At 73.6% G+C, this 23,582-nt stretch carries 22 protein-coding genes, 1 other RNA gene and 1 pseudogene; 12 read left to right on the top strand and 12 right to left on the bottom strand.

From position 1 onward, the window contains the following. Positions 1 to 15: 15 nt before the first annotated feature. Entirely contained in the window at positions 16 to 852 is an 837-nt protein-coding gene (locus ACFCZN_RS09825) for a YaaA family protein (protein WP_430556644.1), read from the bottom strand. A gap of 78 nt (positions 853 to 930) precedes the next feature. Here ACFCZN_RS09825 and ACFCZN_RS09820 point away from each other — a divergent pair, with 78 nt between their 5' ends. Together ACFCZN_RS09820 and rnpB are read left to right on the top strand one after the other, a co-directional pair. Continuing rightward, positions 931 to 1,314 (top strand): tautomerase family protein, encoded by a 384-nt coding sequence (locus tag ACFCZN_RS09820; protein ID WP_430556643.1) that lies wholly within the window; start codon positions 931 to 933, stop codon positions 1,312 to 1,314. A gap of 56 nt (positions 1,315 to 1,370) precedes the next feature. Beyond that, positions 1,371 to 1,761, top strand: an RNA gene (rnpB, locus tag ACFCZN_RS09815) — RNase P RNA component class A. Positions 1,762 to 1,764: 3 nt separating this feature from the next. On the opposite strand, the gene ACFCZN_RS09810 is transcribed toward rnpB, so the two are convergent. From ACFCZN_RS09810 to ACFCZN_RS09800, 3 genes are all read right to left on the bottom strand, one after another. After that, the gene (locus tag ACFCZN_RS09810; RefSeq protein ID WP_430556642.1) at positions 1,765 to 2,940 is read right to left on the bottom strand and encodes an epoxide hydrolase family protein; all 1,176 of its coding nucleotides are present in this window, start codon (positions 2,938 to 2,940) and stop codon (positions 1,765 to 1,767) included. A gap of 113 nt (positions 2,941 to 3,053) precedes the next feature. After that, positions 3,054 to 3,893, bottom strand: coding sequence for an alpha/beta hydrolase (locus ACFCZN_RS09805; protein ID WP_430556641.1), 840 nt, complete (start codon positions 3,891 to 3,893; stop codon positions 3,054 to 3,056). A 172-nt stretch (positions 3,894 to 4,065) separates the two neighbouring features. Next, positions 4,066 to 5,079 carry a DUF1990 family protein gene (locus tag ACFCZN_RS09800; RefSeq protein ID WP_430556640.1) on the bottom strand — a complete coding sequence of 338 codons (1,014 nt, stop codon included), beginning with the start codon at positions 5,077 to 5,079 and terminating at the stop codon, positions 4,066 to 4,068. Between the two features lie 270 nt (positions 5,080 to 5,349). On the opposite strand from ACFCZN_RS09800, the gene ACFCZN_RS09795 reads away from it, so the two are divergent. After that, a complete protein-coding gene (locus ACFCZN_RS09795; RefSeq protein WP_429764236.1) occupies positions 5,350 to 5,739 on the top strand; it encodes an STAS domain-containing protein in 390 nt (129 codons plus the stop codon). A gap of 28 nt (positions 5,740 to 5,767) precedes the next feature. Here ACFCZN_RS09795 and ppgK read toward each other — a convergent pair whose 3' ends face one another. Beyond that, positions 5,768 to 6,535, bottom strand: coding sequence for a polyphosphate--glucose phosphotransferase (ppgK, locus tag ACFCZN_RS09790; RefSeq protein WP_429764237.1), 768 nt, complete (start codon positions 6,533 to 6,535; stop codon positions 5,768 to 5,770). 28 nt (positions 6,536 to 6,563) lie between these two features. Here ppgK and ACFCZN_RS09785 point away from each other — a divergent pair, with 28 nt between their 5' ends. Together ACFCZN_RS09785 and ACFCZN_RS09780 are read left to right on the top strand one after the other, a co-directional pair. Beyond that, the gene (locus tag ACFCZN_RS09785) at positions 6,564 to 6,761 is read left to right on the top strand and encodes an SPOR domain-containing protein (protein ID WP_429764238.1); all 198 of its coding nucleotides are present in this window, start codon (positions 6,564 to 6,566) and stop codon (positions 6,759 to 6,761) included. Positions 6,762 to 6,819: 58 nt separating this feature from the next. Further along, entirely contained in the window at positions 6,820 to 7,683 is an 864-nt protein-coding gene (locus ACFCZN_RS09780; RefSeq protein ID WP_430556639.1) for an alpha/beta fold hydrolase, read from the top strand. Between the two features lie 7 nt (positions 7,684 to 7,690). Here ACFCZN_RS09780 and panB read toward each other — a convergent pair whose 3' ends face one another. Further along, positions 7,691 to 8,563 carry a 3-methyl-2-oxobutanoate hydroxymethyltransferase gene (gene panB / locus ACFCZN_RS09775; protein ID WP_430545163.1) on the bottom strand — a complete coding sequence of 291 codons (873 nt, stop codon included), beginning with the start codon at positions 8,561 to 8,563 and terminating at the stop codon, positions 7,691 to 7,693. A 118-nt stretch (positions 8,564 to 8,681) separates the two neighbouring features. On the opposite strand from panB, the gene glnA (ACFCZN_RS09770) reads away from it, so the two are divergent. The 5 genes and pseudogenes from glnA (ACFCZN_RS09770) to ACFCZN_RS09750 all read left to right on the top strand — a co-directional run bounded on the left by glnA (ACFCZN_RS09770) (position 8,682) and on the right by ACFCZN_RS09750 (position 15,117). Beyond that, the gene (gene glnA / locus ACFCZN_RS09770; protein ID WP_429764241.1) at positions 8,682 to 10,019 is read left to right on the top strand and encodes a type I glutamate--ammonia ligase; all 1,338 of its coding nucleotides are present in this window, start codon (positions 8,682 to 8,684) and stop codon (positions 10,017 to 10,019) included. Beyond that, complete coding sequence (locus ACFCZN_RS09765) at positions 10,016 to 13,216, top strand: bifunctional [glutamine synthetase] adenylyltransferase/[glutamine synthetase]-adenylyl-L-tyrosine phosphorylase (protein ID WP_430556638.1); 3,201 nt, start codon at positions 10,016 to 10,018, stop codon at positions 13,214 to 13,216. Before glnA (ACFCZN_RS09770) ends, ACFCZN_RS09765 begins: the two co-directional genes overlap by 4 nt. A 121-nt stretch (positions 13,217 to 13,337) precedes the next feature. Continuing rightward, positions 13,338 to 14,360: a DUF808 domain-containing protein gene (locus ACFCZN_RS09760; RefSeq protein WP_430556637.1), complete on the top strand. Its 1,023-nt coding sequence runs from the start codon at positions 13,338 to 13,340 to the stop codon at positions 14,358 to 14,360. 175 nt (positions 14,361 to 14,535) lie between these two features. Then, positions 14,536 to 14,769 (top strand): annotated as a pseudogene (locus ACFCZN_RS09755) (citrate/2-methylcitrate synthase); the annotation flags it as partial. A 54-nt stretch (positions 14,770 to 14,823) separates the two neighbouring features. After that, positions 14,824 to 15,117, top strand: coding sequence for a hypothetical protein (locus ACFCZN_RS09750; protein WP_429764244.1), 294 nt, complete (start codon positions 14,824 to 14,826; stop codon positions 15,115 to 15,117). 375 nt (positions 15,118 to 15,492) lie between these two features. Here the strand turns inward: ACFCZN_RS09750 and glnA (ACFCZN_RS09745) are convergent, their stop codons facing one another. Continuing rightward, positions 15,493 to 16,917, bottom strand: coding sequence for a type I glutamate--ammonia ligase (gene glnA, locus ACFCZN_RS09745; RefSeq protein ID WP_429764245.1), 1,425 nt, complete (start codon positions 16,915 to 16,917; stop codon positions 15,493 to 15,495). A gap of 189 nt (positions 16,918 to 17,106) precedes the next feature. On the opposite strand from glnA (ACFCZN_RS09745), the gene ACFCZN_RS09740 reads away from it, so the two are divergent. Continuing rightward, on the top strand, positions 17,107 to 17,580 hold the full coding sequence (locus ACFCZN_RS09740) for an RDD family protein (protein WP_429764246.1): 474 nt from the start codon (positions 17,107 to 17,109) through the stop codon (positions 17,578 to 17,580). A 110-nt stretch (positions 17,581 to 17,690) separates the two neighbouring features. Here the strand turns inward: ACFCZN_RS09740 and ACFCZN_RS09735 are convergent, their stop codons facing one another. The 4 genes from ACFCZN_RS09735 to ACFCZN_RS09720 all read right to left on the bottom strand — a co-directional run bounded on the left by ACFCZN_RS09735 (position 17,691) and on the right by ACFCZN_RS09720 (position 20,808). Then, positions 17,691 to 18,440 carry a DUF4191 domain-containing protein gene (locus tag ACFCZN_RS09735; RefSeq protein ID WP_429764247.1) on the bottom strand — a complete coding sequence of 250 codons (750 nt, stop codon included), beginning with the start codon at positions 18,438 to 18,440 and terminating at the stop codon, positions 17,691 to 17,693. An 11-nt stretch (positions 18,441 to 18,451) separates the two neighbouring features. Further along, positions 18,452 to 19,462: a lipoyl synthase gene (gene lipA / locus ACFCZN_RS09730; protein ID WP_429764248.1), complete on the bottom strand. Its 1,011-nt coding sequence runs from the start codon at positions 19,460 to 19,462 to the stop codon at positions 18,452 to 18,454. Between the two features lie 117 nt (positions 19,463 to 19,579). Continuing rightward, a complete protein-coding gene (lipB, locus tag ACFCZN_RS09725; protein ID WP_430556721.1) occupies positions 19,580 to 20,299 on the bottom strand; it encodes a lipoyl(octanoyl) transferase LipB in 720 nt (239 codons plus the stop codon). Further along, positions 20,296 to 20,808, bottom strand: coding sequence for a MarR family winged helix-turn-helix transcriptional regulator (locus tag ACFCZN_RS09720; protein ID WP_429764249.1), 513 nt, complete (start codon positions 20,806 to 20,808; stop codon positions 20,296 to 20,298). The genes lipB and ACFCZN_RS09720 overlap by 4 nt, the downstream gene beginning before the upstream one ends. A 36-nt stretch (positions 20,809 to 20,844) precedes the next feature. Here ACFCZN_RS09720 and ACFCZN_RS09715 point away from each other — a divergent pair, with 36 nt between their 5' ends. Continuing rightward, the gene (locus tag ACFCZN_RS09715; RefSeq protein WP_430556636.1) at positions 20,845 to 23,223 is read left to right on the top strand and encodes an MMPL family transporter; all 2,379 of its coding nucleotides are present in this window, start codon (positions 20,845 to 20,847) and stop codon (positions 23,221 to 23,223) included. Here ACFCZN_RS09715 and ACFCZN_RS09710 read toward each other — a convergent pair. Further along, positions 23,204 to 23,554, bottom strand: a complete 351-nt coding sequence (locus tag ACFCZN_RS09710) for a hypothetical protein (RefSeq protein WP_430556635.1) — start codon at positions 23,552 to 23,554, stop codon at positions 23,204 to 23,206. The genes ACFCZN_RS09715 and ACFCZN_RS09710 overlap by 20 nt on opposite strands. Positions 23,555 to 23,582 lie beyond the last annotated feature (28 nt).

Here is a 23,582-nt window from a genome sequence, read left to right as displayed (position 1 = left end):
GGGGTGTCCCGCCCGTCAGGCGATGACGACCTCGAGGGTGCGCGGCCCGCGGCGGGTGGCGGCGTCGTGCAGCGTCGCCTCGACCATCCGGTACGACAGACCCGTCCCGACCTCCGTCCCGATGACCTGGCCGTCGAGCTCGCGGGCGGCGTCGAGCAGCTCCGCGGCGGTGGTGGGCGCGGGGCCGGAGCGGCGCAGCAGGTGGCCCGCGAGCACGCCGCGCGTGTGCTTGGCGTTGTGCGACACGACGGCGCGCTTCCCGTCCGTCTCGCGCACCACGCGGACGGTCACCCAGTCCGCGGCGGAGTCACCGGTGGTGGCCGGCTTCCACGCGGCGAGGTACGCGGCCGAGCGGCAGTCGACGACGACGTCACCCGCGGCGCGGGCGTCGAGGACCGCGGACAGGTGCGGCCGCCATGCGGTGGCGAGCTTGCCGACGCCGGGCAGGTCGACGCCCATGGAGAGGCGGTACGCGGGGATCCTGTCGGCGGGGGAGACGGCGCCCCACAGGCCGGAGAAGACGCGGACGTCGTCGGCGGCGCGGCGGGCAGCGGCGCCGGGCAGGTCTGCGAGGCCGGCCGCGGCGTAGAGGACGCCGGTGTAGACGCGGGCGGCGGGCGCCGTCGGCGCGGCCACGAGCTCGGTGTTGCGGGCGACCTCGGCGCCGAGCGACGCGCCGACGCCGAGCACCTCGGTCGCGTCCGGCCGCGCGCTCGCCGCGGCGAGCGCGTCGAGCACGGCCAGCCGCTGACCGGTGAGCTGCCCGGCCCCCGTGAGCCCGGCGAGGTCGACGGGGGAGGCGCCGTCGGGTGCGGGCGTCTTGCCCTCGGAGGGCGGGAGGCAGATCAGCACCCGGACACCCTACGGTCGGGTCTCGACGCGCGGACCCCCTGGTGACAGTGCTGTCGGTCACCGCTAGCGTCGTCGGGCGTGGTCCAGGTGAAGATCTACGGCAACCGACGGGTGTGGGGTCAGCGGCGCGCGGAGGTCTCCGACGCGCTGCACGCGGCGCTGGTCGGGGCCTGGAAGATCCCCGAGGACAAGCGGTTCCACCGGTTCCTGCTGCTCGACGACGGCGACCTCGTCGCGCCGCGCTCCGACGACTACCTGTTGATCGAGATCGTCGCCTTCATCGGCCGCACGCGCGAGGCCAAGCGGGAGCTGATCCGCCGCGTCTACGACGACGTCGCTCCCGCGCTGCGCGTCGCGACCGACGACGTCGAGCTCGTCGTGATCGAGTCGCCCGCCGAGAGCTGGGGTATCCGCGGCCGGTCGGGCGACGAGCTGTCCCTGAGCTACAAGGTCGACGTGTGACCGTACCGACGTGGGCGTCCGACCGGCTCGGCCGCGCATAGACTGTGCGACGCGGACGAGTCGGTCGGACGGTCGCGTCGGCGGTGCCCTCGGGCGCCGTCGCCGAGGAACGTCCGGGCTCCGAAGGGCGAGGTGGTGGCTAACGGCCACCCGGGGTGACCCGCGGGACAGTGCCACAGAAAGCAGACCGCCGTCGCCGGGCGACCGGTGGCGGTAAGGGTGAAACGGTGGTGTAAGAGACCACCAGCGCGGCCGGTGACGGTCGTGGCTCGGTAAACCCCACCTGGAGCAAGGTCAGACAGGGAGCGTTCGAGGGTTGCCCGCCCGATGCTCCCGGGTAGACCGCTCGAGCCCTGCGGCAACGCAGGGCCTAGATGGATGACCGTCGCCCGTGCCGGGGTAACCGGGCACGGGGAACAGAACCCGGCGTACAGACCGGCTCGTCCGCCCTCATCTGCTCGCGGCCAGCACCGCCGCGAGGCCGTCCTGCAGGTCCTTGACGAAGTAGTCGGGGACCTCCAGCGACGGGAAGTGCCCGCCGTGCTCGGGCTCGGTCCACCGGACGATGCGCCGGTAGCGCTGCTCGGCCCAGGCGTGCGGGGTGCGCGACTCGATGTCGCCGGGGTACATGGTCATGGCGCAGGGGACGTCCACCCGCAGGTCGGGGTCCAGGGAGCCGGGGCTCTCGGCGTAGATGCGGGCCGCCGAGGCGCCGGTCCGGGTCAGCCAGTACAGGGTGACGTCGTCGAGGATCCTGTCCCGGAAGATCGTCTCGAACGGGCTGTCCTCGGTGTCGGACCACTCGGCGAACTTGTCGAGCAGCCAGGCGAGCAGGCCGACCGGCGAGTCGACGAGCGAGTAGCCGATGGTCTGCGGCCGGGTCGCCTGCTGCGTCGCGTACGCCCGGTGGTGGAGCCAGAAGTCACGGGTCTCCTCGGCGTGCCGGAGCTCCTCGCCCGTCAGACCGTCCGTCGTCATCCCGGGCGGTGGGAGGGCCAGCGTGGTGTGGATGCCGAGCACGTGCGCGGGGAACCTCCCGCCGAGGACCGCGGTGACGTTGCCGCCCCAGTCGCCGCCGTGGGCGAGGAACTCGTCGTAGCCGAGCCGTCCCATCAGCTCCACCCACGCGGCCGCGGTCTTCTCGACGCCCCATCCGGCGACGGCCGGCCTGTCGCTGTAGCCGAAGCCGGGCAGTGACGGGACGACGACGTGGAACGCCGGCGCGCCCGCGTCCGGCGGGGCGGCCAGCTCGTCCACCACGTCGACGAACTCGGCGACGCTGCCGGGCCAGCCGTGGGTCAGGATCAGCGGCGTGGCGTCCGCGCGCGGGGACCGGCGGTGCAGGAAGTGGATGCCCAGGCCGTCGACGGTCGTGCGGAACTGGCCGATCTCCTCGAGGCGACTCTCGAACGCCCGCCAGTCGTACCCGGTGCGCCAGTGGTCGACGACGTCCACGAGGTCGGCGAGGGGGACCCCCTGGTCCCACCGGCGCGGGTCGGGCGCGGGGCGGCGGACCGTCTCGGGCTCCGGCAGCCGTGCCGCGGCGAGCCGCGCGCGCAGGTCGTCGAGGTCGGCGTCGGTGGCGCGACACTCGAACGCCTGGACGTCGCTGGACGGATGGGGCATGGGGGCTCCTGGTCGTCGCGAGGCCGGCTCCGCCGTCGGGAGCCGACCTCACGGTTCTACCAAGCGGCCCTGACACGCCGGGGGGCCCGGCGCGTCCGCCCGCGCGTCGGGCGTCAGGCCGTGGCCCGCTCGGCCCCCTGCGCGTGCTCGAGGGCCCAGGCGAGGGCGTGGTCGGCGACCTCTTCCCAGCCCGGCGCGGCGCAGGTCCAGTGGTCCCGGCCCGCGAACTCGTAGTACTCGGTGACGGCCGGCGACTTCTCCCAGTGCTTGGCGTTCGACCGGTTCACCGACGGCGGCATGATGTGGTCGAGCTCGCCCCCGATGAACAGGAGCGGCGCGCGGTCGGTGCCGAAGTCCACCCAGGTCTCCTGGTGGCCGGGCTTGAAGTTGGCGATGAGGCCGTAGTCCCACACCCAGCGCCCCGGGGCCGGGATCGCGTAGCGCTCCCACACCGCCCGGGACTCCTCCTCCGAGAGGGTGTTGGTGAACGCGTAGTGGAACTCCTCGGGGGTGAACCCGACGGCACGGTGCCGGTTCGCGGGGTTCTTGAGCGCGGGGAAGAGCGACCTCGCCTGTGACGGCGGGTTGACCCGCACGCCCTCGGTCGGGGCGGAGTCGATGACCACCCCGGCGGCGCCGAGGCCCCGGGCCAGGAGGATCTGGGTCAGGGCGCCCCCGAAGGAGTGGCCCATGATGATCGGCGGCCGGTCCAGGGCGGTGATGATGCCGGCGAGGTGCTCGACGGTCTCGGGGACGGTGAGGTCGGCGATGACCTCGGGGTTCTCACGGAGGGCCTCGACCTCGATCTCGAACCCGGGGTAGGCGGGCGTCACGACGGTCAGGCCCTTCTGCTGGTAGTGCTGGACCCAGCCCTCCCAGCTGCGGGGTGTCATCCACAGTCCGTGGACGAGGACGACGGTGTCGGGCGCGGTGGTTCCGGTCGTGTCGCTCATGGCATGGCCTCTCAGGGAGTCGATGGTCGCCAGAGGATCCGCGTGCAGCCGGTCGCGGTCGGTGTCGGGCAGGCGTGTCCGCTGCCCGGATCGTCAGGAGGCGTGCGTCGGTGCCGGCCCGGAGCACACGATAGGGAAGCGCTCCCACAGCGGCGCGGCCGGGCGCGAAACTTCACCCGTCCGCAGAGTCCTGCTGCCCGGCACCCGGCGCGGTCGGAACGAGCGCGCGCAGGTACCGACGGCGGTAGAGCCGCTGGGCCACGAGGATCGCGGGGAAGAGCACCCGCCACAACCCTCGGCCGGGCCGGGTGAGCGAGCGCAGTGTCAGGATCACGGTCCCGTCGTCCTCGCGGTGGACGATGAAGGCCTCCTCGCCCGTGACGGGGTGACCGTCGAGGGTGCCGTACGCGAGCGCGGCGCGGCGGTCGGACGACACGGTCTCGATCACCTGCACCGGTTCGCGCAGCCGGAACGGACCGGCCCGTGCGACGAGCCAGCAGCGGTCCCCGGCCCGGGGTGGCAGGCCGTGCAGGGGCGGATCGACCCTGAACCCGCTGCGGGCCTTGACCTCCCACGACACGACTGACGTCGACACCTCCTCCCACAGCTCCGGTCCTGCGCCCAGCCGGACCGTGCGTTCGTACGCCCGCCAGCGGCTGGGTGGCCGCCACGCCTCCTCGCCCGGTGCCGTGGCGCCCACGACGTCATAGCCGAGCCTCCGGCGTCCCAGGTGGTGGCTCACGAGCGTGACCACGTCGTCGCGCCCCCCGCCGGCTCGCTCCACGGCGGCGCGCACCGCCGCCACCTCGGACGAGGCGAGCCGGAACGCCGCGCTCGTCCCGGTGTCGTTGGCGTCCCAGACGAGCGCGCCGGTGTCGTCGGTCGCCGAACCGCCGATGCTGTGCGGTGCGAGGGCCATCGCGAGGCCGAGGTCTTCGTCGGACCGGGGGTCGAGGGTGAGCGACGTGCTGCGCCGTCGCTGCGCGGCGAGGCGGGCCTCCGCGACGCGGACGGCGGCGCACGCCTCGCCGGGCCACTCATCGTCCGAGAGAACGTCGATCTCCACCCGCTCCAGACGGTCTCGCTGCGCGCTCAGCGCCGCCCGGATCGCGGCCTCCTGCGCTGCTTTCGAGGCGTCGTCCCGCAGGGTGAACCAGACGCCGTCGTCCCGCGATGTCGCACGCACCCCGTCATGGTGCCGTACCCGGGCGTGCCGAGCGTGGAGGCGGAGGTCATGGCACGCTCGGGGTCCGTAGCCCGCTGCAGGCGGGGCGGGGGCCGACCCGAGGGTTCCGCGTCTGTGAACAGTGCGTAAAGAGTTCCTATGCCGAGGTTCCGTTCCGGGTTGGGAGAGGTGTAGCGTGGCGGGCGTCGCGACGACGAGGTCGCGAGTCCGGATCGCAGCGCTCGAGACAGCGGCGCGCAGGGACGCAGGACGTGGGACGAAGGTGTGGCAGTGACTTTCACCGACGAGGCGCAGGCCGGGGGGATCGCCCTGGTGGAGCGGACCGACGTGAGCGTGGTGGACATGTGGGGCGAGATCGACATCGCCCTGCGCAACGAGGCGAGCGCGGCGCTCGCGAGGGCGTTCGAGCGCGACCTCCCCGTCGTCGTCGACACGTCGCGGGTGACGTTCATCGACTCCGCCGGCGTCGCCTTCCTCGTCCAGCTCTGCCGGATCGGCCGGGACGAGGGCCTGCGGGTGTCGCTGCACCGGCCGCCGGCCGCGGTCCTCGACGTGCTGCGGATGCTCGATCTCGACGTCCCCCCGGACGCGACCGTCCTCGACCGTCCCGTGACCCCGACGGCACCGACCCCCGCCGCGCCGCACAGCCTCGCCGGCTGAGGGGGGACGACGGAGCGTCAGCAGCGCGTCAGTGGTCGCGACCGCTGGCGGCGAGCGCGGCGGCGCCGACGATCCCCGCGCGGTTGCGCAGGGTGGCGGGGATGATCGGCGCCCGCAGGTTCAGCAGGGGCAGGAACTTCTCGTGGTGCTTGCTCACGCCGCCGCCGACGACGATGAGCTCGGGCGCGAGGAGCATCTCGACCGTCTCGAAGTAGCGCTGCAGCCGCGCGGCCCACTCGTGCCACGACAGGTCGTGGCGCTCGCGGGCGGACTCGGCGGCCCGCGACTCGGCGTCGTGCCCGTCGATCTCGAGGTGGCCCAGCTCCGTGTTCGGCACGAGCACGCCGTCCACGAGCAGCGCCGAGCCGATGCCGGTGCCGAGCGTGACCACGAGGACGACGCCGTCGCGCCCCTGGGCGGCGCCGTACCGCTGCTCGCCGACGCCGGCGGCGTCGGCGTCGTTGACGGCGGTCACGTGCCGGCCCGTGGCCTCGCTGGCCAGCGCGGGCAGGTCGACGCCCTTCCACGACTTGTGCAGGTTGGCGATGAACCGGACGACGCCGTGGTCCATCGGGGCGGGGAAGGCGACGCCGACCGGCACGTGGGGCGGCAGCTCGAACGAGTCGACGAGCTCGGCGAGCACGCCGGCCACGGCGTCCGGGGTGGACCTCTCCGGGGTCGGGATGCGGCGCCGCTCGTCCGCGAACTCACCCGTCGCCAGGTCGACCGGCGCCCCCTTGATGCCCGACCCGCCGATGTCGATGCCGAACGCGACCGGCTGCGCTGCCTCCACCATGGGCCCCATCTTGATGCAGGATCGTCCTATGAGCGACACAAGCCCGGCGCAGTACTGGTACAACACCAAGACCGGTGAGGTCGAGGAGAGCCGCGACCGCTCCAGCTGGAGCCACCGCATGGGCCCCTACCCCTCGCGCGAGGCGGCCCGCAACGCCCTGGACTCGGCCCAGCGACGCAACGACGAGTGGGAGGGCGAGGACGCCGACTGGCGCGGGAAGGACTAACGGCGGAGCCCCGCGCGGCGCACCGATGAGTCCCCGCCCCGACCGGGGTCGGCCCCGCATGACGACGACGATCGAGGCGAACGGCGTCACGCACGGCGTGGCGCACTTCGGCGACGAGGCGGCCCCTCTGGTGCTCTGCGCGGGCGGGACGACGATGCTCTCCTGGCCCGACGCGCTCTGCGCGGCGCTCGCCCGCGGCGGACGCCACGTGGTGCGGTACGACCTGCGCGACGCCGGGGCGTCCACGACCGCGGACCCCGTGGCGCCGGCCTACACGCTGCGCGACCTCGCGACCGACGCCGCGGCGCTCGCCCGGGAGCTCGACGACCGGCCCGCGCACCTGGCGGGCATCGGCGTGGGTGGGATGGTCGCCCAGGTCGCCGCGCTCGACCACCCGGAGGCGTTCGCGGCGCTGACCCTGGTCGGCACCCGCCCGGTCGCGCCGGGCCCGGTCGACGACGACCTGCCCGACCACGACGGCGGGGCGATGGGGCGGCTGTTCGCGCTGGCGGAGCCGGACTGGTCCGACCGGGACGCCGTGGCCGAGCACGCCGCCCGAGGCGCCGAGATCCTCGGCGACGACCCTGCCGCGGCGCGCGTGGTCGCCGGTCGGGTCTGGGACCGCACGCTGGGGACGGCGCCGGCGGTGCACGCGGCCAACCAGCAGGGCATGGTCTTCGCCGCCCTCGACTGCACGCCTCGCTGGCGCGAGCGGCTCGGCGACGTCGCGGTCCCGACGCTCGTGGTGCACGGCCGCCGCGACCCGTTCTTCCCGGTCGGGAACGGGGAGGTGCTCGCCCGCGAGATCCCGGGAGCGAGGCTGCTGATCCTCGAGGAGGCCTCGACGGCGGTCCCCGACGCCGCCGCCGGCCGGGTCGCGGCGGCGATGCTCGCCCTGACGGGCGACCCCGGCGCCGCCTGATGCCGGGCTAGCGCTCGAAGGAGTGGGCGGCGTCGGGGAACGTGCCCCCGCGCACCTCGGCGGCGTAGTCCTGCGCCGCCTGGCGCAGCAGGTTGCCGACCTCGGCGAACCGGCGCGCGAACCGCGGCGACCAGTCCGTCATCCCGGCCATGTCGGTCCAGACCAGCACCTGCCCGTCGACGCGCGGGCCCGCGCCGATGCCGATGGTCGGGATGCGCAGGATCTCGGTGGCGCGCGCGGCGACCTCCACCGGCACCATCTCCAGCACGACGGCGACCGCCCCGGCCTCCTGCACGGCGAGCGCGTCCTCGCACAGCGCCTCCGCGGCGTCGTCGCCCCGGCCCTGGACCCGCGGGCCGCCGAGGATGTTCTCCGACTGCGGCGTGAAGCCGAGGTGGCCGACGACGGGGATGCCGGCGTCGGTGAGCGCGCGGATCTGGGCCGCCGACCGGCGGCCGCCCTCGAGCTTGATCGCGGCGGCGCCGGTCTCCTTCATGACCCGCACCGCGGAGGCGAGGGCCTGCTCCGGCCCGGCCTCGTAGGTGCCGAACGGCAGGTCGACGACGACGAGCGCGTGCTCGGCGGCCCGGGCGACGGCGCGGGCCGGCGGGATCATGTCGTCGAGGGTGACCGGCAGCGTGGTCGCGTGCCCGTGCATGGTGTTGCCGATCGAGTCGCCGACGAGCAGCAGGTCGAGACCCGCGGCGTCGAAGATCCGTGCCGTCACGGCGTCGTAGGCCGTGAGCATCGTGAGCTTCTCCCCGCGCTCCTTTGCCTCGGCCAGGTGGTGGACCCGGACGCGGCGGCGGCGCGTGAGGTCGGCGGCGGGCGAGGGGGCTGCGGCGACGTCGGCGGCGGCGTCGTGACCAGGGTTGGACATGGCGGCCAGCCTATGCCTCCGACGCGCGGTACCGGGTATCCGTCCAGGTCGGGGCCCGGCGCGCGCAGGGGAGGTGCCAGGACATACCCCGTTAACACTTCTCGGGCAGGATGGGCTCATGGACAGGCAGCAGGAGTTCGTGCTCCGCACGGTCGAGGAGCGCGACATCCGCTTCATCCGGCTCTGGTTCACCGACGTGCTCGGGGTGCTGAAGTCGGTGGCGGTCGCCCCGGCCGAGCTCGAGCAGGCGTTCACGGAGGGCATCGGCTTCGACGGCAGCTCCATCGAGGGGCTGACGCGGGTCTACGAGGCGGACATGATCGCCAAGCCCGACCCCACGACGTTCCAGGTGCTGCCCTGGCGCGGCGAGCGGCACGGCACGGGCCGCATGTTCTGCGACATCCTCACGCCGGACGGCGAGCCCTCCCTCGCGGACTCGCGCAACGTGCTCAAGCGGCAGCTCGCCAAGGCCAGCGACCGGGGCTTCACCTTCTACACGCACCCCGAGGTCGAGTTCTACCTGTTCAACCAGCTCGCGGCGCCGGAGGACCCGCTGGTCCCGGTCGACAACGGGGGCTACTTCGACCACCTGGCCCGCGGCAGCACGCACGACTTCCGCCGCGCCGCGATCACGATGCTCGAGTCGATGGGCATCTCGGTGGAGTTCTCCCACCACGAGGCCGGGCCGGGCCAGAACGAGATCGACCTGCGGTACGCCGACGCGCTGACCACGGCGGACAACCTCATGACCTTCCGCACGGTGGTCAAGGAGGTCGCGCTCGAGCAGGGCGTGTTCGCGTCGTTCATGCCCAAGCCGATGGCCGACCAGCCGGGCTCGGGGATGCACACGCACCTGTCGCTGTTCGAGGACGACCAGAACGCCTTCCACGAGCCGGGCGCCCAGTTCGAGCTCTCGAAGACGGCCCGGCAGTTCATCGCCGGCCTGCTGGTGCACGCCGCCGAGATCACGGCCGTGACCAACCAGTACGTCAACTCGTACAAGCGGCTGTGGGGCGGCGCCGAGGCGCCCAGCTACATCTGCTGGGGCCACAACAACCGGTCCGCCCTCGTGCGCGTGCCCATGTACAAGCCGGGCAAGGGCAACTCCGCCCGCGTGGAGTACCGGGCGCTCGACTCGGCGGCGAACCCGTACCTCGCGTTCGCGGTGCTGCTCGCTGCCGGTCTCAAGGGCATCGAGCACGGCTACGAGCTGCCGGAGGCCACGGGGGACGACGTCTGGGAGCTGACGGACCGCGAGCGGCGTGCCCTCGGCATCGCCCCGCTGCCGCAGTCGCTCGACGAGGCGATCGAGCTCATGGAGCGTTCCGAGCTGGTGGCGGAGACGCTCGGGGAGCACGTCTACGACTTCGTCCTGCGCAACAAGCGGCAGGAGTGGGACGCCTACCGCGCGCAGGTCACGCCCTACGAGCTGCGCCGGTTCCTGCAGAACCTGTGACCGCCCGCCCGCCGACCCTCACGAGCCGGCTGCTGCACGCGGGCTTCGCTGACCTCACCAGGTCGGCGTCGCTCTGGTCCGACCCGGCGCTGCAGGAGGCCCTCGCGGAGCCCGGTCGTGCGGACGCGCTCCTGGCGGCGGTCGGGACCTGCGCCGACCCGGACCTCGCGCTCCTGCAGCTGGTGCGGCTCGCGGAGCACCCCGATGCCCGCGAGCGGCTCGGGGCGCTGCTCGACGAGGGCGCCCCGCCGCGGGCGCGCACCCGACTCCTGGCCGTGCTGGGGGCGTCGTCGGCCCTGGGCGACGAGGTCGTGCGCCGTCCCGAGCTGCTCGACGTCCTCGCGGTGCCCGACGGGGCGGCGCTCGACACGGACGACATCGACATCGACGGCGACGGCGACGGCGACGGCGACGGCGAGGGAGAGGACGGCGGCGACCCCGGCCCGCGCACCGTGGCGGGCCCGGCCGAGGTGCGCGCCGCGCTGCTGCGCGCCGTGGGCGCCGACCCGGCCGCCGCGATGCCGGTCGCGGCCGACCCGGATGCCGGTCCGGGCGTCGGCTGGCCGGACGCGGGCGCGGCCACCACCACGGACGCGCTGCGCCGGGCCTACCGCGCCCGGCTGCTGGCGCTGGCCGCCGACGACCTCACCGCGAGCGAGCCGCTGACCCGCATGCCCGTCGTCGGGGCGGCGCTCGCCGACCTGGCGTCGGCCGCCCTGGAGGCCGCGCTCGCCGTCGCGCGGGCCGAGCTGGACGACCACGGCGCGGGCGTGCGGCTCGCCGTCCTGGGCATGGGCAAGACCGGCGGCCGCGAGCTGAACTACGTCTCCGACGTCGACGTCGTGTACGTGTGCGAGCCGGGCGAGCTGCCGGACGGCGGCGTCCTCGACGAGGAGACGGCGCTCGCCGTCGGCACCCGTCTCGCGTCCGGGCTGCAGCGCGTGTGCTCAGCCACCTCCGCGGAGCCCGCCCTGTGGCCGGTCGACGCCGCGCTGCGGCCCGAGGGCGCGCAAGGGCCCCTGGTACGCACGCTGGCGAGCCATCTCGCGTACTACGAGCGCTGGGCGGAGACGTGGGAGTTCCAGGCCCTGCTCAAGGCGCGCCCCGTGGCCGGCGACGCGGGGTTGGGCCGCGACTACCGGGCGGCCGTCGACCCGTTCATCTGGTCGGCCGTCCATCGCGAGCACTTCGTCGAGGACGCCCGGGCGATGCGCCGCCGCGTCGAGCAGCACGTCCCCGCCGCCGAGGCGGACCGGCAGATCAAGCTGGGCAAGGGCGGCCTGCGCGACGTCGAGTTCACCGTGCAGCTGCTGCAGCTCGTGCACGGTCGCGCAGACCCGAAGATCCGCTCGCCCCACACGCTGTCCGCGCTCGCCGCCCTGGCCGCCGGCGGGTACGTCGGGCGCGAGCACGCCGCGCGGATGGCGGTCTGCTACCGGTTCCTGCGCGCGCTGGAGCACCGCGTGCAGCTGTTCCGGCTGCGACGGACGCACCTGCTGCCCACCGCGGAGGGGGACCTGCGCCGCCTCGCGCGGTCGCTCGGCATGCGCGCCGAGGGCGCGAAGGGACTGCTGGAGCGGTGGCGGGCGACGCGTCGCGAGGTGCGCGCCCTGCACGAGGAGGTCTTCTACCGGCCGCTGCTGCCGGCCTCGGCGCAGTTGTCGGACGCCGAGCTGTCGCTGTCCCCGGACGTCGCGCGCGAGCGGTTCGCCGCCGTCGGCTACCGCGACCCCGAGGGCGCGATGCGGCACGTCGTGGCGCTGACGTCGGGCACGTCGCGCCGGGCGGCGCTGCAGCGGCAGCTGCTGCCGGTGCTGCTCGGCTGGTTCGCCGAGGGCGCCGACCCGGACGGCGGGCTGCTGGCGTTCCGCAAGCTGTCCGACGAGCTGGGCGCCACGCCCTGGTACCTGCGGCTGCTGCGCGACTCCGAGAACGCCGCCTATCACCTGAGCCGGCTGCTGGCCTCGTCGACGTACCTCGCCGACGCCCTGGCACGGTCGCCCGAGTCGGTGCGCTGGCTCGCGGACACGTCGGGCCTCGAGCCCCGTGGCCCGCAGCGGCTGGCCGCGGAGGCGGACGCCATCCTCACGCGGGCCGACGAGCCGACGTCCGCCGCCCAGCGGCTGCGGGCCCTGCGCCGTCGCGAGCTGGCCCGGACCGGGGCCGCCGAGGTCCTCGGCCTGCTGCCGCCCGTGGACGCCGCGGCCGCGGTCTCGGACGCCGCGGACATGGTCCTGGCCGGTGGCCTGCGCGCCGCCGAGCACGCGGCGCGCACCGAGCTCGGGCTGGGCGAGTCGTCGGAGGCGAACCCCACCCGGTTGCTCGTCGTCGCGATGGGGCGGCTCGGCGGACGCGAGATGGGGTACGGCTCGGACGCCGACGTGATGTTCGTGCACGAGCCGGTGCCGGGCGCCGCGCCGCAGCTCGCGCAGGACTTCGCCACGCGCGCCGCGACGCGCCTGCGCGCGCTGCTGTCGGAGGTCGGCCCGGAGCCGACCCTGCCGGTGGACGCGGACCTGCGCCCGGAGGGCCGGCAGGGGCCCCTCGTGCGCACCCTCGACTCGTACGCCGAGTACTACGGGCGGTGGTCGAGCGTGTGGGAGGCCCAGGCGCTGCTGCGTGCCCGGCCGGTGGCGGGCGACGCCGGCGGAGAGGGCTCGCTGGGTTCCCGGTTCGAGGCGCTCGTGGACCCGCTGCGCTATCCCGCCGGCGGGCTCGACGACGCCCGCCTGCGGGAGGTGCGGCGGATCAAGGCGCGGGTCGAGGCGGAGCGGCTGCCCCGGGGCGCGGACCCGGCGCGCCACCTCAAGCTCGGGCGCGGCGGCGTCGCGGACGTCGAGTGGACGGCGCAGCTGCTCCAGCTGCAGCACGCGGGCGAGGTGCCGGCACTGCGCACGACCGGCACGGTCGCGGCGCTCGACGCCGCGACCGCGGCGGGCCTCCTGGACCCCGAGGACGCCGCTCAGCTGCGCGACGCGTGGGTGCTCGCCTCGCGCGTGCGGTCCGCCGTCGTGCTCTGGTCCGGGCGCACCACGGGAGCGCAGACCGACCGGCTGCCGCACGACTCGCGCGACCTGGCCGGCGTCGCCGCCCTGCTCGGCGACGTGGGCACCGGGGGAGAGCTCGAGGAGCTCTACCTCCGCACCGCCCGACGCGCCCGCACGGTCGTGGAGCGCGTCTTCTACGGCGAGGAGTGATGCGCTGCCGAGCGCGGGTCCCCCTGCGCCGCGGCATGCGGCACGATATGTCCATGCTGATGTCATCGCCGTCGCCCGCGGGCGCGCCGACCGCTCGCCGCCGACCCTCGGGAGCGGTGGCGTGAGCGCCGGACTGCTCGGGCTGCTCGACGACGTCGCGGCGATCGCCAAGCTCGCCGCCGCCTCGCTCGACGACGTCGGGGCCGCCGCCGCGAAGGCGACGGCGAAGGCCGCGGGCGTCGTCGTCGACGACACGGCCGTGACGCCGCAGTACGTGCACGGCGTCGCCGCGAACCGCGAGATCCCCATCGTCAAGAAGATCGCCTGGGGCTCGATCCGGAACAAGGTGTTCTACATCCTCCCGGTGGCGCTGATCCTCAGCCAGTGGGCGCCGTGGCTGCTCACCCCGATCCTCATGCTGGGCGGCACGTACCTGGCCTTCGAGGGCGCCGAGAAGATCTGGGGGCGCCTGCGCGGTCACGAGGGGCACGACAAGCCTGCCGCGACGGTGGGACCGGACGCGGAGAAGAGCCTCGTCGCCGGCGCCGTGCGCACCGACCTCATCCTGTCCGCCGAGATCATGGTCATCGCCCTTAACGAGGTGGCGCACGAGCCGTTCTTCTCGCGGCTGGTCATCCTGCTGGTCGTCGCGCTCGCCATCACCGTGATCGTCTACGGCGTCGTCGGCCTCATCGTCCGGATGGACGACATGGGCCTGGCGCTCGCGGGCCGCGACTCCCGGGGCAGCCAGCGCGTCGGACGTGCCCTCGTGACCGGGATGCCCAAGGTGCTCGCGGTGATCTCCGTCGTGGGGACCGTCGCGATGCTGTGGGTCGGCGGTCACATCCTGCTGACCGGCACCGACGAGCTCGGGTGGCACGCGCCCTACGAGTTCGTGCACCACCTCGAGGAGGCCGTCGCGCACGCCGTGCCCGGCATCGGCGGGTTCCTCGGCTGGCTGGTCAACACGTTCTTCTCCGCCCTGGTCGGCGTGATCGTGGGCGCCGTCGTCGTCGCCGTCATGCACGTGCTGCCCTTTGGGAAGAAGCACGGGTCCGAGCACGGGTCCGAGCACGGTGCCGAGCACGGTGCCGAGCACGGTGCCGAGGGCGAGGCGGCGGCCACCGACGAGCCGCAGGCCTGAGCCGCCGTCCGCCTCGGGTTCCCCAGGGCGGGCGACGGGCTCACGAGCGGGAGGTCACCTCCTCCGCGGCGACCCTGGACGCCGCCAGGTCTGGCGCCGAGCTCGCTCGTCGCGACCGTGCAGCAGCGGGATCATCCTGGCCACCCGGTGCATGTCCTTCTCGGTGCGGTACGACCCGTCCGGCCCGGCCTACCACCTCATCGGCTTCGACACGGAGCTGCTCACCCCGAGATTCGTCGCCTCGCGCATCGCGGGCTGGACGGCGCACGTCCAGGAGCCGCTCGCCTCGAACGCGCTCATCCGGCCGCTCAGCGCCTACGACGGCGTGCCCGAGCGGCACGTCGACGGCTACGTGCCCGGCGACGCCGCGCTCGCGGCCGCGACCCGGGAGGTGGAGCAGGCGGAGTAGATGGCACCGCGCCGCGGGAAGAACACATGTTCGAATCAGGGCTATCCTGCTCGCGTGGGAAGCAGGCGACGGGACGAGGCCGGCGGGTCGTCGGGCGCGGTCGACAGGGTGCCGCTGCGCGACGCGGCGGAGGGCGCGCCGGGGCGGTCGCGCGACGGCGCGCACGTCACGCGCCCCGAGCGCGGGATCCCCGTGCGGGCCTGGATCACGTCGCGCCAGTCGGGCGAGCAGCTCGTCGACGGCGAGGCGACCGCCTGGACCGACGCGCAGGTGCACGTGCGCTACATCGACTCCCATGGTCGGGAGGGCTTCGTCTGGCTGTGGGCGGGTGCGGTCACCCGGCGGTAGGGGGCATCGCGCAGGAGCCGTCGCGCGGCTGTCGAGCCGGCCGACCGCGGCCTAGCCTGGGACTTGCGACCCGTGGCGGCCGTCGCCACGTCCGCGTCGGCGAGGGGAGCACGTCATGAAGGACGTGCGTTGCATGCTCGGCATGCACAAGTGGCAGCGGCGCCAGAACGAGGACTCCCAGTACCTGCTCTGCGCCCGCTGCGGGCGGGACCGGCCGACGGACGGGCGGGTACCACCGATCGGGCATATGCCCTGACGGCAGCGGACGGCCCGGACCTGCACCCGTCCGCGTCTCCGGTGACGCCGAACGGCGGCCCGCCCCGAAGGGTGGGCCGCCGTCCGGGCGACGTCAGCGGGCCCTCGCAGGGCCGCCGATCAGATGTCGTAGTAGAGCTCGAACTCGTGCGGGTGCGGGCGCAGGCGGATCGGGTCGATCTCGTTGCTGCGCTTGTAGTCGATCCAGGTGGCGATGAGGTCCTCGGAGAAGACGTCGCCCTGCGTGAGGAACTCGTGGTCGCGCTCGAGGTTGTCGAGGGCCTCCTCGAGGGACGCGGGCACCTGGGCGATCTGCGCGTGCTCCTCGGGGGGCAGCTCGTACAGGTCCTTGTCGATCGGCGCCGGCGGCTCGATGCGGTTCTTGATGCCGTCGATGCCCGCGAGGAGCTGCGCGGCGAACGCGAGGTACGGGTTGGCCGTCGGGTCCGGCACGCGGAACTCGACGCGCTTGGCCTTCGGCGAGGAGCCGGTCACCGGGATGCGGATGCACGCGGAGCGGTTGCGGGCCGAGTAGACCAGGTTGACCGGGGCCTCGTAGCCGGGCACCAGGCGGCGGTAGGAGTTCACCGATGGGTTGGTGAAGGCCAGCAGCGACGGGGCGTGCTTGAGCAGGCCGCCGATGTACCAGCGGGCCGTGTCGGACAGGCCGCCGTAGCCCTTCTCGTCGTAGAACAGCGGCTCGCCGTTCAGCCACAGCGACTGGTGCGAGTGCATGCCCGAGCCGTTGTCGCCGAAGATCGGCTTCGGCATGAAGGTGACGGTCTTGCCGTGCTGCCAGGCGACGTTCTTGATGACGTACTTGAACTTCATCAGGTCGTCGGCCGAGTGCAGCAGGGTGTTGAACCGGTAGTTGATCTCCTGCTGGCCGGCGGTGCCCACCTCGTGGTGCGCGCGCTCGACGTCGAGCCCGACCTCGGCCAGGACCGCGCACATCTCGTCGCGCAGGTCGGCGAACTGGTCGTTGGGGGAGACGGGGAAGTAGCCGCCCTTGTAGCGGGTCTTGTACCCGAGGTTGCCGCCCTCCTCCTCGCGCCCGGTGTTCCACGCGGCCTCGACGGAGTCGACGCTGTAGAAGCTCTCGTGCTGGTTCGTCGAGAAGCGGACGTCGTCGAAGACGTAGAACTCGGCCTCGGGCGCGAAGAACGCGGTGTCCGCGATGCCGGTCGACTTCAGGTACGCCTCGGCCTTGGCGGCGATCGTGCGCGGGTCGCGCGAGTACGGCTCGTCCGTGAACGGGTCCACGATGGAGAAGTTGACGATGAGCGTCTTGCGCTTGCGGAACGGGTCCAGGTACGCCGTGGTGACGTCCGGCACGAGCTTCATGTCCGACTCGTGGATCGCCTGGAAGCCGCGGATCGACGAACCGTCGAACATGAGGCCCTCGGTGAAGGAGTCCTCCGAGAACTGCTCCACGGGGATGTTGAAGTGCTGCATCACGCCCGGCAGGTCGATGAAGCGGACGTCGATGAACTCCACCCCCTCGCGACGGGTGAAGGCGATGGCCTCCTCGGCGTTCGTGAACATGCATGCACTCCTTGCGTGGATGGTGCCGTTCGGTCGGTGCCGCCGGACGGTTCCGAAGGACGGGCGCGACGGGCCTGTGCTCGCCGCTCGACGTCCACGACCGTAGGGTGACGGCGTTTCTCCGGCATGGCGCGATTGTTTCCAACACGTTACGGCGGTCGCGCTCCCGGCGCCGCGTAGCCTTGACGCATGGCATCGCCGGAGGACATCTCGAGAGAAGACGTCGGGTCGTGGCTCGAGGGCGGGCGTCGGGACGCGGCCGGTAGCGGCGGACGCCTGGGCCTCCCCGACGCCGGCCCCGGGTCGCTCGCGCGGCTCGGACGTCGGGCCGTGGCCCTCGTCGTCGACTGGGCGGTGGCGACGCTGATCGCCTACCTGGTGACGAGCCCGGTGTCGTTCGCCGAGCTGAACTCGTGGGTCACCCTCGGTGTCTTCGCCCTCGAGAACCTGCTGCTGGTCAGCACCGTCGGCTTCACCCTCGGCCACCGCCTCCTGGGCATGCAGGTGCGCACCCTGGGCGCCCCCGACGGCGTCGCGCCGGGCTTCGCGCGCGGTGCGGTGCGCACCCTGCTGCTGTGCCTCGTGATCCCCGCCGTCGTGTGGGACCGCGACGGGCGCGGCCTGCACGACCGTGCTGCCGGCACCGTCCTCGTCCGCCGCTGACGCCGCCACGACCACACCGGGCGCAACGAGATCGACCCACCCGTCGCGACGTCGACCCTCGGTGGGTCGTTCTCGCGGCGGGTGGGTCGATCTCGTGGGAGCGGCGCCGGTCAGCGGCCCTTGAGCCCCTTGCGGTCCGGGCGCGCCCGCATCGGGTCGACGCCCTTGGGGATCGGCAGGCGCGCGCCGCCGAGCGCCTTGAGGCGCTTCTTGACCTGCTCCGCCTCGGGCTTGGTGAGGCTCCGCTTGAGCTTCTGCACCTTCTTGGCGACCTTGGGCAGCGGGACCTGCCCCTCCTCGTTGCCGACCTGGATGAGGGTGATCGGCACGTTCGGCAGCACGCGCGCCGTCTTGCGGCGCTCGTCCTCGAGCAGGCGCTGCACCCGGTGCGACGGGCCCTCGGAGACGAGGACGACCCCCGGTCGCCCGACGCCGCGGAACACGAAGTCCTGGGTGCGCGGGTTGATCGCGACCGGCTCGTCCGCGAACTCCCACCCGCCGCGGACGGTGCCGAGCGCCGCACGGGCGGCGCCGGGCTGGCCCTCGATCTGGGTGTATGCGGCCTTCTCGGCCTTGCGGGTCAGGACGAACATCGCGCCCAGCGCCGCGAACGGGAGGCCGAGGACGACGATGTACAGGATCTGGAAGCCGGTCGGCAGGTCGAGCAGCAGCACGATCGCGGCGACGACCGCGAGGATCCCGACGAACACGCCGAGGAGCAGCCACGTCACCGTGGGGTCCTGCTTGCGCGTCATCTGGTACGCGGCCCACACCTGGTGGTACCAGCGCTGCTTCTTGGGCTTCTTCTGCTTGCCGGTGGCGTCAGCGGGCGCGCCGGCGTCGGACTTGGTGCGGGCCATGGTCGTCAAGTCTAGTGGGCTCGCGGGGCAAGGAGGCTCGCGGCCTCCTGGCGCGACGTCGTCGGCTCCGCGAGGTGCGCCAGCGACTGCGGGATGGGCAGGCCGCGGCGCGTCATCGCCTGACCCCACAGGCGGCCGGCGCGGTACGAGGAGCGCACCAGCGGCCCGGCCATGACGCCCAGGAAGCCCATCTCCTCGGCCGCCTCGGAGAGCTCGACGAACTCCTCCGGGCGCACCCAGCGGTCCACCGGGTGGTGGCGCAGCGACGGGCGCAGGTACTGCGTGATCGTCACGAGGTCGCAGCCGGCGTCGTGCAGGTCCTGCAGCGCGTCGCGGGCCTCGTCGATCGTCTCGCCCATGCCGAGGATGAGGTTCGACTTGGTGACCAGGCCGGCCTCGCGCGCCCGGGTGAGCACGGACAGCGAGCGCTCGTAGCGGAACGCGGGGCGGATCTGCTTGAAGATGCGCGGCACGGTCTCGACGTTGTGCGCCATGACCTCGGGCCGCGACTCGTTGACGACGTCGAGCAGCTCGGGGATCGCGTTGAAGTCGGGGATGAGGAGCTCGACGCCCGTGCCCGGGTTGAGCGCGTGGATCTGCCGCACGGTCTCGGCGTACAGCCAGGCGCCGCCGTCGGCGAGGTCGTCGCGCGCGACCCCGGTGATCGTCGAGTACTTCAGGCCCATCGTCCGCACGGACTCGGCGACGCGGCGCGGCTCGTCCGCGTCGAAGTCGGCCGGCTTGCCCGTGTCGATCTGGCAGAAGTCGCAGCGTCGGGTGCACTGGTCACCGCCGATGAGGAACGTGGCCTCGCGGTCCTCCCAGCACTCGAAGATGTTGGGACAGCCCGCCTCCTCGCACACCGTGTGCAGGCCCTCGCCCTTGACCAGGCCCTTGAGCTCCCGGTATTCGGGGCCCATCGTGGCCTTCGTCTTGATCCACTCGGGCTTCTTCTCGATGGGGGTGGCGGCGTTGCGGGCCTCGATGCGCAGCATGCGGCGGCCCTCGGGTGCGATCGTCACGGGTGTCTCCCGGTCGTCGTCGAGCAGGTGGACGTCCGGCGTGACTGGCCTGTGCGGACCCTGACCGCCGGACCTCGTCAGAGTACGTGAGCGGCGCGTCCCGGCGCCGCGACCTGCTCACCGTGTGGACGTGACCTCAGCAACACCCGGCGCGGCGACGGCCGACGTGGGTGCGGCGCGCAGCGGGTCGAGGTGGCGGGCGAGGGCGTCGACGAGCGGCGCGCGGACGTCGTCGAGCGTGACGTGCCGACCGGTCTCGATGGTCAGCGAGGTGACGTCGGCGTCGGTGATGCCGCACGGCACGATGCTGTCGAACCGGCTCAGGTCGGGGTCGCAGTTGAGCGCGATGCCGTGCATCGTCACGCCCTTGGCGGTGCGGACGCCGATGGCGCAGACCTTGCGCTCGAGGCGGTCGCCGTCGGCGGCGAACCAGACGCCGGTCCGGTCCTCGACCCGGATCGTCGCGAGACCGAACCCGGCGCACACCTCCATGACGGCCTCCTCGAGCGCCCGGACGTACGCGACGACGTCGATGGGCTCGGCGAGCCGCAGGATCGGGTAGACCACCTGCTGCCCGGGGCCGTGCCAGGTGATCTTGCCGCCGCGGTCGACGTCGACGACGGGTGTGCCGTCGGTGGGGCGCTCGTCGCGGTGGGTGCGCCGCCCGGCCGTGTAGACGTCGGGGTGCTCCACGACGATCAGCGTGTCGGGGCGGTCGCCGGCGACGACGTCGGCGTGCACGCGGCGCTGGAGCTCCCACGCCTCGTGGTAGTCGGTCAGTCCGGGCAGCGTCATCACGTCCACCCGGCCGAGGCTAGTCCTTTGCCGTGCGGTCAGTCGTCGGCGTCGCGCTGCGCCCGCACGAGGGTGACGAGGATCTCACGCAGCCGGCCCACGTCGTCGTCGGCGAGCCCGCGGGCGGTGAGGTCCTCCGCCGGCTGCAGCCGGCCGGCCTCGGCAGCTGCGCGGCGGCCGGTGTCGGTGACCGCGACGGCGCGGCGGCGCCGGTCGCGGGGGTCCGCGCCGCGGGTGACGTAGCCGGCGCGCTCCAGCCTCGCCACGATGCGGCTCATCGTCTGCTCGGTGACGCCGTTGAGCGTCGCGAGCTCGCGCTGCGTCCTGGGCCCGGCGAACAGGTGCAGCAGCACGGGGAAGCCCGCGTGGTTGAGGTTCCAGCCGGCGAGGTGGGCGTTCCAGTCGTGCTCGATGCGGCGCACGACGGTGAACAGCAGCCGGCCGGTGGGCCACTGGCCCGGGTCGTCGCTGGTGGGGTCGACCGGGTCGGGCCACGCGTGGGGTGCGGTGCCGGGCGCTGCCGCGGCGTCACGCGCTTCGTCGTGCTGCACTTGCTTCCTCCCTGGTCCGCCCTCAGAATACTCAGCATGCTGAGTAATCGGGCGCGGGGCAATCGGGGTCGAGGTCTGCTGCGGGGCCTCGTCATTCTGGCAGCGATCGGGGTCTGGCTCGCGATCGGCGCGTTCGGGGGGCAGGCCCAGGGCAGCCTGAGCAGCGTCCAGACCAACGACGACGCGGCCTTCCTGCCCGCGAGCGCCGAGTCCACGCAGGCCGCCGCCCTGGCCGAGGAGTTCACCGACTCCGAGACGCTGCCCGCCCTGGTCGTGGCCGAGACCTCGGACGGATCCGAGCTGACGAGGGAGCAGCTCGCCGACGTCCAGGCGTTCGCGGACTCGATCGCCGACGCCCCGCTCGAGGGGACGTCGGGCGACGAGCCGCGCACGGTGGGAGACCTCAGCATCGCCGACCCCGTCGTGGTGCCGTCCGAGGACGGGCAGGCCGCGCTCGTCGTCGTCTCGCTCGACGCCGCGCAGGCCTCCGAGGACCTCGGCGCCGACGAGACGAGCGGCTCCGAGCTCGCGGTCGCGGCCCTCCGGGCGCTGGTCGCCGCGGACGCCTCCGACGGCGGCCTCGCCGGTACAGGTCTCGACGCCTGGGTGACCGGACCCGCGGGCTTCGTCGCGGACCTGGTGAGCGCCTTCGGTGCGATCGACACCGTGCTGCTGCTCGTGGCCCTCGGCGCCGTCCTGGTGATCCTCGCGCTCGTCTACCGCTCGCCGTTCCTGCCGTTCGTCGTGATCCTCACGGCGGTCCTGGCCCTGTGCCTCGCGGGACTGGCGGTCTACCACCTCGCCGCGAACGACGTGCTGACGCTGAACGGCCAGTCGCAGGGCATCCTGTCGATCCTCGTGGTGGGCGCCTCCGTCGACTACGCCCTGCTCCTGGTGGCCCGGTACCGCGAGGAGCTGCGGGCCACCAGCTCCCCGTACACCGCGATGCGCCGGGCCGTCCGTGCCTCGATCGAGCCGATCGCGGCCAGCGCGGGCACGGTGATCGTCGGGCTGCTGTGCCTCCTGCTGTCCGACCTCTCGTCGAACCGCAGCCTGGGCCCGGTCGCCGCCATCGGCATCGTCGCCGCGTTCCTGTCGGCGACGACCCTGCTGCCGGCGATGCTCCTCGTCGGCGGACGGCGGGCCCGGTGGGTGTTCTGGCCCCGGGTGCCGCACGCGGTCGGCAGGCACTCCGACGCGCCCGACGCCCCGGAGCCGGTCGACCCGACCGGTGACACGGTCGGTGACCCGGGCGGTGACACGACCGGTGGCACGGCCGGTGACACGGCTGGTGACACGGCCGACGACACGCACGTGGAGGTCGCCGGGCACGGCGTGTGGTCGCGCGTCGCCGGCTTCGTGGGGCGGCACGACCGCGTCGTGTGGGTCGTCACCGCCGTCGTCCTCGCGGCCGGGGCGGCGTTCGTCCCGACGCTCGACGCGAACGGCACGGGCGACTCGGAGGTGTTCCTCACACAGGTCGACTCCGTGGACGGCGAGGAGGTGCTCACCCGCCACTTCGAGGGCGTGTCCGCGCAGCCCGCGATCGTCATCGCCCCCGAGGCGGACGCCGACGCCGTCGTGGAGGCGGCCGAGGGCTCCGACGGGATCACGGCGGCGACCGTCGTCACCGACCAGCCGGCCACCGCGCCGGGGATGCCGGCCGAGGGCGACCCGCTGGTCGTCGACGGGCAGGTGCGCGTCGACGTCACCACGGAGGCGCCGTCCGACAGCCAGGCGGCCGTCGAGGCGGTGGCCGACCTGCGCACGGCGGTGCACGACGTCAGCCCGGACGCGCTGGTGGGCGGCGCGGCCGCGGAGCGTCTGGACACGCAGCTCGCCGGCCAGCACGACCTGCGCGTGATCGTGCCCGTCGTGCTCGCCGTGATCCTCCTGATCCTCGTGCTGCTGCTCCGGTCGGTCCTCGCCGCCGTGCTGCTCATGGCCGCGAACGTGCTGTCGTTCGGGTTCGCCCTCGGCGTCTCGGCGGTCGTGTTCAACCACGTGCTCGACTTCCCGGGCGCGGACCCGGCTGTGCCGCTGTACGCGTTCTGCTTCCTCGTGGCGCTGGGGGTCGACTACTCGATCTTCCTCATGACGCGCGTGCGCGAGGAGAGCCTGCGGGTCGGCACGCGACGAGGGGTGCTGCGCGGGCTGGCCGTCACCGGCTCGGTCATCACGTCGGCTGGCGTGGTGCTCGCCGCGACGTTCGCGGCCCTGGGCGTCATCCCGCTGCTGTTCCTCGCCCAGCTCGCCGTCATCGTCGCGTTCGGCGTGCTCGTGGACACGCTCGTCGTGCGCAGCCTGCTCGTCCCGGCGCTCGTGCACGACGTCGGCGACCGGGTCTGGTGGCCGTCGCGCCTGGGCCGCGGCACGCGCGCGCCGGAGCGCGTCGTCACGCCGTCGAGTCGATGAGCTCCAGCAGGGCGCGGGCAGCGTCGCGGATGTCACCGTGGTCGTACTGCCCGGCCCGGCTCTCCAGCGACACCACGGCGCACCGGTGGACCTTCGACAGGTCGCCGTAGGGGAACGACACCGCCTGCTTCGACTCGGGGTTCTCGTCGTCGTCCACGCCGAGGTGCCAGTGCCGGAACTCGGTCCAGCCCTCGCGGTCGACGAAGCGGTTCTCGGCGTCCGTGCTCGGAACGTGCTCGCTCCAGTCGTCGCGCTCGTCGCGCACCACCCGACCCTCGCGCACCAGGGCCCGGGCCTGGTCCAGACCCGGCTGGTTCAGTCGTGTCGCCATCGTCGTGGCTCCCTCCGGCTCGCCCGCG

Source organism: Isoptericola sp. NPDC056134 (assembly GCF_042264825.1).
In the GTDB taxonomy this organism is placed as follows: Bacteria; Actinomycetota; Actinomycetes; order Actinomycetales; family Cellulomonadaceae; genus Isoptericola; species Isoptericola nanjingensis.
Note: the sequence above shows the minus strand (reverse complement) of the source record. Positions and strands in the feature narration are given on the sequence as shown.